Source organism: Coleofasciculus sp. FACHB-1120, from assembly GCF_014698845.1.
Classification (GTDB): domain Bacteria; phylum Cyanobacteriota; class Cyanobacteriia; order Cyanobacteriales; family FACHB-T130; genus FACHB-T130.
The window spans coordinates 1-15,419 of sequence record NZ_JACJTV010000045.1; the positions used below are offsets into that span (position 1 = coordinate 1).

Sequence of the window (15,419 nt, forward strand, 5' to 3'; positions counted from 1 at the left end):
GGACGCTATCGCAATCGTAGAAAGCGGTTTGGCTTACGCTTCCACTTGATTGCGGGACTGTTGAACTACGAACTGGCACATACTCACTGATTCATGCAGGAGGTCTATTTATCTCATGATGTACATCGTTTATTTTCCTTTTTTCAATGAATCAGCCCTGCCGTTACGCCGGAATCCAGATTTGAGTGCGACCTTGGCTTCCTAGGAAACCGCCTCCCCGATAGAGAATCGCGGGTTGAAGAATTCTTCTTACGTGTCGCCGCCGAACTGCCACAAAACCAATTTTTACTAGGCGGTAATGGTTGGGATGATAAGCCAATGTCCAGTAATGTCAAATACTTGGGGCACGTCTACACCCGCGACCACAACGCCTTCAATTGCACACCACAAGCCGTCTTAAATATTAGCCGCGAAAGCATGGCAAGATACGGCTTTTCTCCAGCAACGCGAGTATTTGAAGCAGCGGGTGCAGATGCCTGTATCATTACCGATGCTTGGGAGGGAATTGAGTTATTTCTAGAACCCGGACGAGAGATTTTAGTTGCCCAAGATGGCAGCGAGGTGCGAGAACACCTGTGCAATCTGACACCCTCTGACGCCCGTACTATTGGTGAAGCTGCTCGTAAGCATATTTTGGCAGAACACACCTACGCTCATCGAGCCACGCAGCTCGAAGCTTTACTCAATGGGAAGCATACTCCATCGAAATATTTTTAAACGCAAAGTAACGCAGAGGTTAACGCGAAGGTTCCCAGAGAATTCAGACTGTAAACAACCTACCGTTTTCTCTCTTTTCCTTTGCGTACCTCTGCGATTCCCTTTGCGTTACTTTGCGTTGAAATCTTAAAACTATGAAACTGCTAATTCTGGGATTATCCATTACTTCCTCTTAGGGAAACGGACACGCAACAACCTATCGAGGGTTGGTGCGGGAACTGGCAGCACGGGGACACGACATCCTATTCCTGGAACGCGATGTACCTTGGTATGCTGCCAATCGGGATTTTCCCAATCCTCCCTACTGTCGCACTCAGTTGTACTCCAGTCTTGATGAGCTGAAAGACTGCTTTACCCAAGACGTGCGCGAGGCAGATTTTGTGATGGTGGGGTCGTATGTGCCGGAAGGGGTAGCCGTGGGTGAATGGGTGACGGCAACGGCGCGGAACGTTACCGCTTTTTATGATATTGATACGCCGGTGACGCTGGCTAAGTTGGAACGAGGCGAGACGGAGTACCTTTGTCCCGACTTAATCCCAAAATATCACCTTTATCTATCCTTTACAGGTGGCCCAACTCTGAAGCGGATTGAACAGCAGTACGGTTCGCCGATGGCAAGGGCGCTGTACTGTTCGGTTGATCCAGAATTGTACTATCCGGAACAGTTTCCTCTGCTTTGGAATCTTGGCTATATGGGGACTTACAGCGATGACCGGCAGCCAACTCTAGAAAATCTGTTGCTTGAGCCAGCACGCCAGTGGCAAGAAGGTGACTTTGTGGTGGCAGGGTCACAGTATCCGAATAATATTAAATGGCCTAAAAATGTTGAGCAAATCGAGCATTTGCCCCCAGCTCGACACCGCTGGTTTTACAATTCCCAACGGTTCACTCTTAACATTACACGGGCTGATATGGTTCAAGCGGGTTATTCTCCCAGCGTGCGTTTATTTGAAGCAGCAGCGTGTGGAACTCCGATTATTAGTGACTATTGGCAGGGGTTGGAAAAAATTCTTAAAATAGGTAAGGAAATTCTAATTGCCGAGTCGCCCGCTGATACTTTACGGTATCTTCAAGAAACTCCGGAAGCTGAGAGAATTGCCATCGGCGATCGCGCTCAGGCTCGCGTTCTGGGGCAACACACGGCAGCTCATCGAGCCGTTCAATTAGAAGGCTACGTCTTGGAGCGAATCACTTTGTATTCTTCCTTTAAAAATTAATATTGGTTGTAAACTTTTTACCAACTACTAGGATTTTGTAACAATTTCTAGATTCTGGCAAATTGCCGATTTAGCCTTGTTTTGATTTGGTTTAGTTTGGGAGCTTCTATCGGCATTTTTTTTTATGATAGAAAAGCGGGTGGATCTACCTTCGGGAATATTTAAGTTATTTTTAATATTGATTTATCTTGAAGAAAGGCTGTTAACGTTCGGTTCTTAAATTCTGATGGCAAGCCAGCAAGCTAGGTGTGAGGGGTTTCAAAACAAAGACCTCACGGGGCACCAAGGGGACAAGGGGACATTAAGGCTGTACGACCGAGCGATGGCAGCAACCAGCTGTGGCATCGTCATTAGCGATGCCAGTCTACCAAATAATCCAATTATCTATTGCAATCCCGCCTTTGAAAAAATAACCGGGTATTCGACTGCGGAAGTTTTAGGACGAAACTGCCGGTTTTTGCAAGGAAATGATACAGATCCAGCCGCAATTGAGCAAATTCGTCAAGCCGTGCGGTCGGGGAAAGAATGCCAGGTGGTTCTCAAGAACTATCGGAAAGATGGGACGCCTTTCTGGAATGACCTGAGTATTTCGCCGGTGTATGACGACGAGGGCAGGGTGACGCAATTTATCGGTGTCCAGACGGATATTACCGAACGTAAAGTCGCAGAAGAGGCGCGGCGGGAAGGAGAAACCCGGCTGCGGCTAGCTCTGGGGGCTGCAAGTATGGGAGTTTGGGACTGGGATCTGAGAACCGATCGGGTGACTTGGTCTGAAGAGGTGGAAGCGATTTTTGGTTTGGCTCCCGGTTCCTTTGCTGGCACCTACGAGGCATATCTCCAAAGTATTCATCCTGAAGATTGCTACCGCGTAGGGCTGGAGATTGCGGGCATCGTAGAAGCAGGAAAAGACTTAAAGATAGAGCATCGCGTCCTCCGTCCTGATGGAATTGGCTGGGTGGCAGCGCGGGGTGCCGTTATGCGCGACGACACAGGGAAGTGCGTGCGGATGATGGGAACGGTGATGGATATTACCGAGCGCAAGCAAGCAGAGGAAACGTCGCGACAGCAATTTTTGAGAGAACGGTTGGTCGGCGCGATCGCTAAGCGCATCCGTCAGTCTCTAGATTTAGAAGAAGTTCTCAATACGACTGTGGCAGAAGTGCGCCATTTTCTTTCTACTGACCGGGTACTCATTTACCGCTTCGAGCCAGATCGGAACGGAGTTGTGGCTGTAGAGTCGGTCGGTGAGGATTGGACGCCAATTTTGGGAACCAGCATCCAAGATCCTTGCTTTGGGAAAAGCTACGTTTTGCCATACCAGCAAGGTCGGGTTCGAGCGATTGACAATATCTATACTGCTGGTATCCAACAATGCCATATTGATTTACTTGCCCAGTTTCAGGTGAGAGCTAACTTGGTAGTTCCGATTCTGCAAGGGGAAAATTTATGGGGGTTGCTGATTGCCCATCACTGTCGGGAACCCCGAAAATGGCAAGAATCAGAAGTAGAATTGCTCAAACAGCTGAGCGTGCAGCTAGCGATCGCGATTCAGCAATCCACTCTCTTCCAACAGCTAAACGCCGAACTGGTCGAACGCAAACAGGCAGAAATCGCTTGGCTAAAATCAGAAACGCAGCTAAAAGAACAAACAACCCAACTCAAACAAACCTTGGCAGAACTGGGACAAACTCAATCTCAGCTGATTCAGAGCGAAAAAATGTCCAGTTTGGGGCAGTTGGTTGCAGGTGTCGCCCATGAAATTAATAATCCAGTCTCCTTCATCTACGGCAATCTCGACCATGCCAATCAGTATGCTCATGACCTACTGAACCTGTTAAATCTCTATCAAAAGCACTTTCCCCAACCTCCTAGCGAGATTGAAGTTGCAAATCAGGATATAGATTTAGACTTTTTGGTGGAAGATTTTCCCAAACTACTTACTTCCATGAAAATGGGAGCCGACCGCATCCGCGATTTGGTCTTGTCGCTGCGGAATTTCTCCCGCCTGGATGAATCCCAGAAGAAGGCGGTTGATATTCATCAGGGCATAGATAACACGCTGTTGATTTTGCAGCATCGGTTAAAAGAAGACAGCTCCCATCCCAAAATTCAGATTATTAAAGAATACGGTGATTTGCCCAAAGTAGATTGTTATGCTGGGCAACTGAACCAAGTGTTTATGAATCTCCTCAGTAATGCGATCGATGCTTTAGAAGAAGACAGCGCCCAGCGAGCTTCCGCAGAAGGAGCATCGCTGACGCCAGGGAATATCAAAGCCAAAGCCAACCCCAGCCAGATTACCATTCGCACCTCTTTGAAGGATGAAGGAATCAGGATGAAGGATGAAATTAAAGCCGATCCTCATCCCACCCTCCGGGAAGGGCAAAGCCTTTCATCTCTCATCCCCGATCCTGCCTCTGTTGTCATCCGGATTGCGGACAATGGCCCTGGCATTCCCGAAGCAATTCAGAAACAAATTTTTGACCCCTTCTTTACGACGAAAGCCGTGGGAAAAGGGACTGGATTGGGCTTGTCCATTAGCTACCAAGTTGTGGTAGAGCGTCACGGAGGTCAACTCCAGTGCGTGTCAACACCGGGCAAGGGGACAGAGTTTATTATCGAAATTCCGATCCACAAGGTAGAAGAGGAATCGGTTATCGGGGCGCATTGCCCAATGCCTCTAGCCAGAAAGCCCCATCGGGTGGCTTAACACTCCCCCGCTTGCCAAGGTAGATTTTTTTGCTTTCACAGGGAAGCTTGGAACCATTCCCTTTTCTTCAAACAGACCTTCCCTACGCAGAAAGAAAGGGCTGTTGATGAATCCAACCGAGGCGAATCAACAATCAATCAGCCTGCGTCTGCGCTAACTTGCTCTTCAGTCGGCAACTCCAGACAGTAGCCCGCACCATAGACGGTCTTAATATAGCGCGGGTGGCGGGGATCGGGTTCTAGCTTCGTTCTCAAGTGCCGAATATGCACACGAATTGTTTCAATGTCATCGTCGGGATCGTAGCCCCAAACTTCTCGCAGAATTTCACTGGGAGAAACGGTTTGACCATGACGCTGGAGTAAGCAGTGCAGTAATTCAAACTCCAGATGCGTTAGCTTTACTGTCTGATTGAACCAAATAGCCTCAAAGCGTTCTGGGACTAAGGTTAAAGAGCCATAGTGCAAGATTTCCGAGTGTTTGGCGGCTTGGGGGATACGGTCTGTCCGTCGCAGCAAGGCTCTGACTCGTGCCAGCATTTCTTCGAGTTCAAACGGCTTGGTCAGGTAATCATCGGCTCCGGCATTAAAGCCTTCTACCTTATCTTGAGTCTGACCCAGTGCAGTCAACATTAACACCGGAATATCGGCAGTGCGCTCATCCCGCCGCAAGCGCTGGCAGACGGTGAAACCGTCTACATTGGGCAGCATTAGGTCAAGCATAATGAGGTCTGGTTGCAGTTGCAAAGCCAGTGCTTGACCTTTAATGCCATCTGGTGCTTGGCTGACATCGTATCCAGCCATTTCCAGATTGATGGTAACTAATTCTGCGATCGCAGCGTCGTCGTCGATGACGAGTATCCGGGGCATCACTAATAAATTATCGCTACAGTATTTTAAAGTTTCTATAAGAAGCTTTATCGGAATACAAAGATTCCTGTACAGATTATACGCAAGGATTCTAAATTCTTTCTAAAGAAAACATGGGATTATTAAGACACTTGGTGATCTCGGCAACACTCGGAAGGTGGAATCGTGACTGAATCTACGCTTAAGAGCGATCGCATCTTCACAAGCAGGAATACTAGACCTCTTGCATGAACCAGGAAGAGGAGGCAAGCTCAAAGTTAATAATGGCAGCAATCAAGTTGAATCGTAAGCCAAAGCGCCTGCGTCGATTCCGGTAACGCTCTGCCAGGATGCGAAAGACCTTCAGCAAGCGATTGATGTGCTCTGCTACTACTCGCAACCGTGCTAACAACCGATTGTGCTGACGCTCAAACTTGTCCAGCTTGGCTTTGCGTGACTTCTTGGTTGGGGTACAACTGCTTGGATGCAGTTTTGCCATGCCTTGATACCCCTTGTCAGCCTTTCCAAAGTTGCTCTGGCAGCATCGGGATACGATTGAGCTTGAACTTTTCGCTAATCATGCACTCGCCCTTTACCAAATGCTGTGCAGATGATCTGCTCGTTAGCTTGGTTGACCACCACTTGGGCTTTCAACGTGTGCCGTTTCTTGTTGCCACTGTAGTAGCCTCGCTGTTTTTTTTGGACGTTCGATTGGACTCTCAGTCACATCGACCACCAACACATTCCAGGTGTAAGCGTTGGCATAAAGCTGCTTTTTTCCAGGTAAGCTGAACTAAAAGAGAGCGCATTAGCAACGTTTCTACCTTCGTGGGGGAGGCGACACACGGCTGACTCACTGATTCCCCAACTGCTCGCAATATGAAACTGGGTGCGATATTCTCGCTCCTACTCCAGCACAACCAGCAGTTGGTCTTCGACGCCGAGTTTTGGCTGTCCACCTCGGAAGCCGCGACGATCGAGATGCGGACGCAGGATCTCGACCATCTGCAAGGGAGGTGTCTTGATGAACACCACATCTGCGCTTAAAGGCACTGGGCTTGAGGGATTTGAGTTGCTCGTAGGTCATCGCTAGTTCCTCCTTAACCTACTTCTATCCACCTTCTACCTATTCACGCAAGAGGTCTCATGTCTGCGAAGCAATGCCGGACATCGCCGACGCGGTATTTACCAGTAATTAAGGGCTGAATCTGTTCCTTACCCAGCACTTGAGCCATGAGTTGGGCGGCTTCGCGGACAGTATACTGGCGATCGCTAGCGATATTAAACACTCCTCCTGCTGCTTCCGGAACTTCTAAAGCCAGTCGGCACGCCTGCACCACATCGTGAATGCTGACGAAATCGCGCTTTTGATACCCGTCTTCAAAAATTAAGGGAGGATTGTTGTTCAGTAACCGGGAGGCAAAAATAGCGAGAACGCCGGTATAACGGTTGGAAAGAGCTTGCCGCGTCCCATAAGTATTAAAAAACCGCAGTCCTACGGTGGGAATGCCGTAAACTGGGCCAATCATTAAGCACATCCGCTCTTGGTCATACTTAGAAAGGGCATACACGGAGGCGAGTGCTGGTTGCTTTGTCTCCGGTGTTGATACTGGCGTCAGCACTTCACCCGCAGCATTCCGAACTTCCCAGTCACCTGCTTTCAGTTGCTCTAATGTCCGTTCCAACCCAATCCCTAAGCTGCCTTTGGGCGTCTTGTAGAGTCCTTCGCCGTAAATGCTCATACTCGACGCAACAATTAATCGCTCGACGGGTCGATCGATCAGCGCCTCTAGCAACACAGCCGTACCAAGATTGTTGGTACTGGTGTATTTTGCGATTTCATACATACTTTGGCCGACACCTACCACCGCAGCGAAGTGGTAAACGGCGTCAATTCCGTTGAGGGCGCGTTGCACGGTTTCTGGATCGCGGATATTCCCGACAATTAACTCAACGTCAGGATTTAAATAAGCGGGTCTTTTTTTGTCCGCGCCGTGAACTTGGAACGAGAGGCTATCGAGTGCGCGGACACGTTATCCTAAGCTGAGCATTTCGTCTGCCAGGTGCGAACCGATGAACCCTGCTCCACCAGTAATCAGAATATGTTTGCTCAATTGCGATCTCCTGTAGAGAGAACAGAAGCAATTAGTTATCAGTAGTCAGCAGGACCTAACAGACAATTAGGGCTAGAAATGTTCTATTGGCTACTATTTTCTAATTGTTTCCTGCTGAATATCAGCTATATTCAAGGCTTAGATGTTGCGATTCATCAGCCGAATGGAATATCTTCCTCTTAATAAAAGCCTGTATAAAACCCAACAAGTTGATAAAATTTGAGTTTGATAAATGAATTTTGTCGGTATTTAAAAGAAGTTTTAATTGAGAAAGTTCAAAGCATTTGAAATATTTCTTTGGCAGCGCGATCGCAAACTCCCACTTCTCCCAATGAGGAGCGCATTTCTTGATAATCGGCGACAGTTTGCTGGCGGCGTTCGGGATTGAGTAAGAGTTCTAAAGCTTCTTGGACAATGTTTTCTGGCGTAGCTTGATCTTGCAGCAATTCTGGCACAATCGACCGCATCATTACCAAGTTGGCTGGCGACATGAAGGGAATCGAGAATTTTAGAAGATTACGGGCAATCCAATAGGTAAAGCGACTAACGCGGTAGAGAACCACCTGCGGAACCTTTAAAAGGGCAAGTTCCAGATTTACAGTCCCCGACTTAGCGATCGCTAAATCGGCAGCCGCCAGAACTTCCTGACTTTTACCAGCAACCAGAGTCGCATTTAAACCATAACGCCCAATCGCCGCTTCAATTTGCAGCCGATAAGCTTCTAGAGACAAAGGAATCCAGAAATGAACTTGAGGCAGTTTGTTTTGGATCGCTTTCGCCGCCTCAAACATCACCGGCATCAGATACTTGAGTTCTTGAGGACGGGAGGCAGGAAGAAGCGCGATCGCAATTTGTTCTGACTCTATCTCTAAGATTCTTCGCGCCGCTTCTCGGCTGGGAGCCTTTTGCATCCGATCCACCAAGGGATGCCCCACCCAAGCAGCCGATGCCCCCCGTTTTTGGAAATATTGCGCTTCCTCTGGGAAAATTGCCAACACTTGGTCGCTAATCTCGATGATTCGAGTCGTGTCGCGCTTGAAGGGCGACCAAACCCATACCTGCGGCGTGATGTAATACGCGACTGGCACCTGCGGCATCTGTTTCTGGATATAGGTGCCCACGCCAATATTTGGCCCCAAGTAATCAATTAGCACCACCAGATCGGGTGGGTTCTCTCGGAGGTACTGTTTAGCACGACGCTGGACTTGTAAGGTCGGTAACACATAAGGGAGAGATTCAAAAAGCCCCACCGAACCAATCCCGCTAGTATTGCTCAAGAGAGTAGCGCCAGCCGCCGCCATGCGCTCGCCCCCCAAGGCAACGATCTCTAATTCCAAGCCAGTTGCCTGTGCTTGTCGATAAAGTGCCTCAATCAGTAGCGCCCCTTGCAGATCCCCTGAAACTTCACCAGTGCTGATAAATATACGCATTAATTTGGTAATCAGTAATGGGTAATCGAGTTTTGAGTTTTGAGTTGAGTTTTGAATGAAACAAATTACTTTGAACTCAAAACTCAGACGCGGTTTAGGGCGTCTCTACAACTTGTTTCCCAATTACTCTTCATCCTTATTCTTCGTTCTTTTCCCTGGAATCGGACCGCGTCGCCCTGGCGCTTGAGAAAGTTGCAGGAACCGGCGCAGGTGTTGCAAGTATTCGTTATCTGGGAGCAGATCCAGTTGTTCTAGGGATTGATTCAGGGGTAATCCAGAACGATAGAGAATCCGAAAAGCTTTTTTGAGAATTCCCAACTCAGCGGCAGATAAACCAGCGCGTTTGAGTCCTACCAAGTTGAGACTGCGTACCCGCGATGGATTTCCCTCTACGAGCAGATAAGGAGGCACATCGCGGTCAATGCGACTCATCCCACCCACCATCGCGCCTCGCCCGATGTGGACAAATTGATGAATCCCTAGGACGCCACCAATCACCGCCCGCGAATCAATCTGGACGTGCCCAGCGAGCGACACCGCATTGGAAATAATCACTTTATCTGCGATCGCGCAATTATGAGCAACGTGGACATAAGCCATCAACAAATTGCCATTGCCGATTACCGTCGCTTCACCCTCGCCAGTTGCCCGGTTAATTGTGACATACTCTCGAATTCGATTGCCATCACCAATTTTTACCCAGGTTTTAGCCCCGTCATACTTGAGGTCTTGGGGTTCTAAGCCAATCGCTGCCCCCGGAAAAATGTGATTTTGGGTGCCAATTTCCGTTGGTCCCTCGATTACAACATGAGCACCAATTGTGGTTTCAGCACCAATTTTTACTTGTTCTCCAATCACCGCATAAGGCCCAACTTCCACGCTGGGGTGTAGTTGAGCGTCAGGGTGAATTATCGCGGTGGGATGAATCATATACAGGACTGTTAGCGCTCTTCGGCGCGATCGCGCGGACTGTTAGCGAAGCATGGACTAAGCAAACAAAAGTGACAAGTCAGAACTGAGGAATGAGGAAAAAGTTCAGCGTTAGAAGTTACAAGTCAGAATTTAACCATCAGCTTCTTCAACTAATGTGCCATCAAAATTCTTTTCTCAAACCTGTTTTTTAGCCTGCGAATAGAGTAGCGCTAAGCAAACACTCCTCAGTCCTCATGACTGTTTTAGTCAACGATGGAAAACATCAGTTCGCCTTCTGTAGCCAATTGACCATCGACTTCGGCACGGGCGTGCATCTTTCCAAAACGACGCCGTTTGACACACAGCAGTTCCACGCTCATGATTAGCTGATCCCCCGGTACTACGGGGCGACGGAAGCGGACTTTATCAATGCCAGCAAACATAAATAAGCCGCTTTCAATATCTGGGAGTTGGGTCAATACGATCCCGCCCACTTGAGCCATTGCTTCCACAATTAATACCCCAGGCATAATCGGACGACCGGGGAAATGCCCTTGAAAATGGGGTTCGTTAAAGGTGACATTTTTGATGCCCACAGCCCTTTCTCCGGGCACGTACTCGATAATCCGATCCACCAATGCAAAAGGATACCGATGGGGCAGCAATTTTTGAATGTCTTCGATCGTCAGGATGGTTTTGGCAGCAGACTGGCTGTTTTGTGCTGTTTCTTCCCCGACATTCTTGGCTTGGGGCGTCGCAGTCTCAGCATCGGGTGTATTGACTTCAATCAGTGTGGACATGGGCTGTATGACAGGGATTAGAGGCTAGGGGCTAGAGTTGCGATCGCGCAGCCACTTTACACAGGCTCACTCAGGGCGACTCGCAACTTTTTGGAGTAACTGCTGGGTGAGTTGGATATGCAGGTGATGGCTGGCTTTGTAGGCGAGGATATGAGCTTGCGGGAAATATCCCAGTAAACTTAAATCCCCTACTAAATCTAAAAGTTTATGACGCACTGGCTCATTTGAAAATCTTAAGGGAGGATTAAGCCATTCTTGTGAATCGCAAACCAGGGCGTTTTCTAAACTTCCGCCTTTTATTAAACCTGCGGCTTGTAACTGCTCAATTTGGTGCGCCAGACCAAACGTGCGGGCGGGTGCGATCGCGTCTGCAAAATTTTCTTGCCTCGGCGTCCAGCTGTGCCACTGATTGCCAATCGCTACTGAGTCGAAGTCAATTCCGTAGGAAAAGCGCAATTCTGGCGCTGGTAGGGCGGCGACAAAAGCATCGCCTTGATAGACCCAGACGGGCTTTTCTATCTTAAAAGTTGAATCGGGAATTAATTCATCGTTCTCGACCACGCCCGCTTGCGCGATCGCTTCCGCCCAAATCAGGGCTGAGCCATCCAGCAGGGGCACTTCCGGGCCATCAATCTCAATTCGAGCGTTATCGACACCGCTGCCTGCTAAAGCGGCTAGCAGGTGTTCCACAGTCCGGACTCGCGCTTCTCTACTGCTGGCAAGTTCGGTGGAGAGAGTCGTCTGACTGACTGCCTCCACCCGCGCTGGAATCACGGGTGCCCCAGTCAGGTCAACTCTCACAAAGTAACGTCCCTCTCCAGCCGCCGCGGGTAGCACTCGGACATGGGTAGGGACGCCGCTATGTAGACCGACGCCAGATTGTTCAAAAGAGCCTTTTAGCGTGTGTTGTTTCATAATTAAAAATTAAAAATTAAAAACTAAAAATTGAAGAAATTCTCCTAATTTTTAATTTTTAATTTTACATTTTTAATTTTTAGAATCTCTCCCCAATTCCAAAGTGGAGGCGGCTGTCCCCTTCGTTATTAAAACCATAGTCGATGCGAATCGGGCCGAGGGGAGATTGCACGCGGACGCCAAGACCATAACCAAAGCCGCTTCCGGGCTTACCCCGCACCCCAGCCGGATCTCCGGGTACGGTGCTACCAGTCCCGAAATCGGTTGCGGCATCGACAAACAAAGCACCGCCCACAATCGAGAAAATCGGGAAGCGATACTCTGCGGTCGCTTGGATAAAGCTGCGACCGCTGCCGACATCTCCTTCCTCAAAACCCCGCACCGAGTTACTACCGCCTAGAGAGAAAGCTTCATAGGGAGGTAAATCGCCGAGGACGGTTCCGGCTTGAACGTTGAAGGCGAGCGCTTGTGGCCCTGGGGAGAAGTTCGTATATCTGACAGGAAGATAGTAGCTATAGCTACCGCGCAGACGGTTAAACAGAATCCCTCCCACACCTACGGGGAGAGACTGTTCAACGCCTAGGCGCAGTAGAGATCCAGAGGTCGGAATTACGGCGCTGTTCCGGCGATCGCGCACAACCCCAAATTGCAGGGTCAACAAGTCGTCTTTCCCTTCCCCACTAAAGCTCAAGTCGTTGCCTAGCTCATCCTTCGGGCTAATGTCGCCGTCGGAATTTCGGATCGAAACCCGTTGATACTGCAAGCCCAGACTCGCTCTCCATTCCGGATCTGCAAAAACATCTCGGGAAAGCGGACGGGTGAAGGTGACGCCACCCCCCAATCGCAGGACGCGGGGTCTGTCTCCATCGGGCAATTCCACCTCTGTGTCACCGCCATCAAAAATCAGCGAAATGGATCGGCGTCTGAACCCATTGACGGTGTAGGAAGTCCGGTAAGGATCGCCAGCAATCCAGGGATCTGTAAAGTTGACATCAAATAGCAGTTCTCGCTGACCGACCTGCAACTCTGCCCCCAGCTTCTGGTTATTGCCCCCCAGATTTTGCTCTTGATAGCTAATGGTGCCGAATAATCCACTGGCGGAACTAATCCCAGCACCCGCCGCCACCGAGCCGGTGTTCTTCTCAATCACGTCCACGACCACCACTACTTTGCGCGGATCTTGCCCCGGTCTGAATGAGAGTCGCACATCTTCAAAGATGCCTAAGCGAAAGACTCGGCGCAGATCCCTTTCGGCTTTCGTCCGGTTAAAGACTTCTCCAGAATTCAGTTCAATTTCTCGGGTGATGATGAAATCGCGGGTGCGACCCCGGATGGGTTGACCTTCATCATTTGCGGGTTGTCCGTCTTTGTCGAGAAAGCGGACTTCGATATCCTCAATCAGTCCTTCTGCTACCTCTAGACGTACCGTGCCATCCTCAGCAATCTGGGGTGCAGCAACCACCTGTGCCAAGTCATAGCCGTTTTCTTTGTACCACTGGTTTATTTTTTTAATGCCTTCTTGCAGTTCGCGGATGTTGAGGGTGCGACCATACTGAGGCGCGAAGGCGTCATCGATTACCTTTTGGGGGAGTGCCCGCTGATTTTGGTCGGCAGGGACGGGGACAACGACCACCTGACGTAAAACTGGGTTAGGTTCTACTACAAAGACGACACGGACACCCAGCGGGGTATCCTGTGGCTCTACTCTGGCGTTGCTGAAAAAACCTGTGGCGTAGATGGCATTCACATCTTCCTGTAACTGGCTCCGGGTCGCCGTTTGTCCGGGTCGGGTGCGAATTGCCTCATAAACTTCGTTTTCGAGATCCCCTTCTACGCCAGTAACAACGACTTCACCCACTAGCACTCTGGCTTCTGGCTGGTCAGTAGGCGCAGGTTGTACCGTTTCAGGCGTTGTTGCAGGTTGTCCACCTTCAGGGGTTGGTACAGGTTGTTCCCGTGGCTCTGGCAACTCAAGATTCGGCTCACCAGTCGTCCCTGGCGTGAGATCGAATTCAATGGTATCCGGCGTTTCTTGTTGCGGTGTTGATTCTTCGCCGGTGCGCGGAACCACTGGCTCTGTTTCCGGCGTGGGAGAGGATGGGGATTGGGTTGTGGGAGTTTGGCTGAGTACGGATGAGGGGGATTTTGCCCCTACAGGCTCTTTTGTTGTTGGAACGCTCATGGTGTTAACCACCACGTTATTGGCGGGTGGCGGTTCCCGACGACTGCTACTGGCGACCTCTACGCGCTCCGGTTTAACTGGGACGTTAACTGGGACGTTAACTGGGGCGGGTGCGGTGGTGGAGCGTGTAACAATCTCCGTGAGGCTGGACGACGGTCTAAGCGCCCTCCCAGGCGGTGTCGTCTCTGGGGCACTCACAGCATTGACGACTACGTTATTGGTTGGTTGAGATTCTGGGCGATCGCGTCCTGGGTCAGCCTGGGTATGCTCAACATAATCGCCATACGCAGCCATTTTCTCGGAGGTGTCCGGCGAAGAATTTGTCGTTTGCCCTCTGGCAGGAAATGCTACACAGCAGGCAGATGAGGCAGCCAAAATTGTCAATAAAAAGGGAGATAAGCGCATTTTTTTACTTGTTTTCGACACTTCCACACACCTTGAAAATAAAGACAAAAGTAGAAAAGCAAAAGCAAAGAATCTTTTTTGCTTTTACTTTTTACGGGTTACTTGTTCGAGAACTCTTTGTAGCACTTGCTGGTACGCGTCTTCCACCTGCCCTAAATCCCGACGGAACCGATCTTTATCCAGCACCCGTCGGTCGGGATCAACTTCAGACTCATCCCAAAGACGGCAGGTATCGGGGCTGATTTCGTCTCCCAGTCGCATCTCGCCATGCCGGTTAATGCCAAACTCCAACTTGAAATCCACTAGGGTAATCCGGCATTGGTGAAAAAAGTCTCTGAGGATTTCGTTAATCCGCAAAGCGTTACTCCGTAATTGGTCAAGCTGTTCTGGTGTCGCTAATTTCAATAACATCAAGCGATCGCGTGTTAACAAGGGATCTCCCAGATCGTCATTTTTAAAATAAAATTCCACCAGCGGCTCAGGCAGGACGGTGCCTACCGGCAACCCTGTTTGTTGACACAGACTTCCCGCAGCAATGTTCCTGACTACCACTTCTATTGGCAGAATCTTTAACGCCTGGACGCGCATTTGGTTTGGTGCCGGACAGTCGATGAAGTGAGTCGGGATGCCCGATGCTTCCAAAACCTGGAACAAATAAGCGGCAATGGTGCAGTTAATTTCACCTTTGCCGACAATCTGACCCCGCTTTTTGGCATTAAAGGCGGTGGCGTCGTCTTTGAAGTGAGTCAGTAGAATGTCCGGATCGTCGGTGGTATAGAGAATCTTGGCTTTGCCTTCGTAAAGGCTGGTTGATTGGGCGGACATGGAAAGTCTTTTTTTGGATGAATGGATCGTCGGCGGCAGCACAGAAGATTTTAATGCCTTAGGAGCCGAATGGCGTCAACATCTGGGCATCTGCGAGTAACTGGCATACTCTTTGGTTAAGAGATGGTTAATTTTAAGTTAATTTGTAATTAAAATGAGCGCAGCCCTTTGTGCAAAGATCACAATAGTAGCTAGTTGCCAGGTCAAGACTCGAACAAAACACCCGGTAAACCCTGATGCCAACAGTAGGCGATCGCAAGCAATGTCTACCGACTCTTAGGTGGATCGGGCAATGGTTGGAATGCCTCCCTTGTGTCTCTTGCTAGCTTCTTCAGCTTGGGCAAAAA

General features: G+C 49.5%; 9 protein-coding genes and 3 pseudogenes. 3 read left to right on the forward strand and 9 right to left on the reverse strand.

All coding sequences use genetic code 11. The features are described 5' to 3' along the window. Window positions 1-162: 162 nt before the first annotated feature. From H6H02_RS24440 to H6H02_RS24450, 3 genes and pseudogenes are all read left to right on the forward strand, one after another. Window positions 163-717: pseudogene (locus H6H02_RS24440) on the forward strand (glycosyltransferase); the annotation flags it as partial. A gap of 209 nt (window positions 718-926) precedes the next feature. After that, window positions 927-1,934, forward strand: a complete 1,008-nt coding sequence (locus H6H02_RS24445) for a glycosyltransferase (protein WP_347342652.1) — start codon at window positions 927-929, stop codon at window positions 1,932-1,934. A 226-nt stretch (window positions 1,935-2,160) separates the two neighbouring features. Then, complete coding sequence (locus tag H6H02_RS24450; RefSeq protein ID WP_190822704.1) at window positions 2,161-4,644, forward strand: PAS domain-containing protein; 2,484 nt, start codon at window positions 2,161-2,163, stop codon at window positions 4,642-4,644. Window positions 4,645-4,781: 137 nt separating this feature from the next. Here H6H02_RS24450 and H6H02_RS24455 read toward each other — a convergent pair whose 3' ends face one another. The 9 genes and pseudogenes from H6H02_RS24455 to purC form a co-directional block, all read right to left on the reverse strand. Next, complete coding sequence (locus tag H6H02_RS24455) at window positions 4,782-5,510, reverse strand: response regulator transcription factor (RefSeq protein ID WP_190822706.1); 729 nt, start codon at window positions 5,508-5,510, stop codon at window positions 4,782-4,784. Window positions 5,511-5,724: 214 nt separating this feature from the next. Beyond that, a pseudogene (locus H6H02_RS24460) lies at window positions 5,725-6,576 on the reverse strand (IS5 family transposase). Window positions 6,577-6,619: 43 nt separating this feature from the next. After that, window positions 6,620-7,603, reverse strand: a pseudogene (locus H6H02_RS24465) (NAD-dependent epimerase/dehydratase family protein). Window positions 7,604-7,878: 275 nt separating this feature from the next. Further along, window positions 7,879-9,033: a lipid-A-disaccharide synthase gene (gene lpxB, locus H6H02_RS24470; RefSeq protein WP_190822708.1), complete on the reverse strand. Its 1,155-nt coding sequence runs from the start codon at window positions 9,031-9,033 to the stop codon at window positions 7,879-7,881. Window positions 9,034-9,156: 123 nt separating this feature from the next. Continuing rightward, window positions 9,157-9,963 carry an acyl-ACP--UDP-N-acetylglucosamine O-acyltransferase gene (gene lpxA / locus H6H02_RS24475; protein ID WP_190822711.1) on the reverse strand — a complete coding sequence of 269 codons (807 nt, stop codon included), beginning with the start codon at window positions 9,961-9,963 and terminating at the stop codon, window positions 9,157-9,159. Window positions 9,964-10,208: 245 nt separating this feature from the next. Beyond that, window positions 10,209-10,745, reverse strand: a complete 537-nt coding sequence (fabZ, locus tag H6H02_RS24480) for a 3-hydroxyacyl-ACP dehydratase FabZ (protein WP_190822713.1) — start codon at window positions 10,743-10,745, stop codon at window positions 10,209-10,211. A 66-nt stretch (window positions 10,746-10,811) separates the two neighbouring features. Then, window positions 10,812-11,660 (reverse strand): UDP-3-O-acyl-N-acetylglucosamine deacetylase, encoded by an 849-nt coding sequence (gene lpxC, locus H6H02_RS24485; protein WP_190527527.1) that lies wholly within the window; start codon window positions 11,658-11,660, stop codon window positions 10,812-10,814. A gap of 79 nt (window positions 11,661-11,739) precedes the next feature. After that, window positions 11,740-14,247, reverse strand: coding sequence for a BamA/TamA family outer membrane protein (locus H6H02_RS24490; protein WP_190822715.1), 2,508 nt, complete (start codon window positions 14,245-14,247; stop codon window positions 11,740-11,742). A gap of 84 nt (window positions 14,248-14,331) precedes the next feature. Next, the gene (purC, locus tag H6H02_RS24495; protein ID WP_190822718.1) at window positions 14,332-15,072 is read right to left on the reverse strand and encodes a phosphoribosylaminoimidazolesuccinocarboxamide synthase; all 741 of its coding nucleotides are present in this window, start codon (window positions 15,070-15,072) and stop codon (window positions 14,332-14,334) included. Window positions 15,073-15,419: the final 347 nt, after the last annotated feature.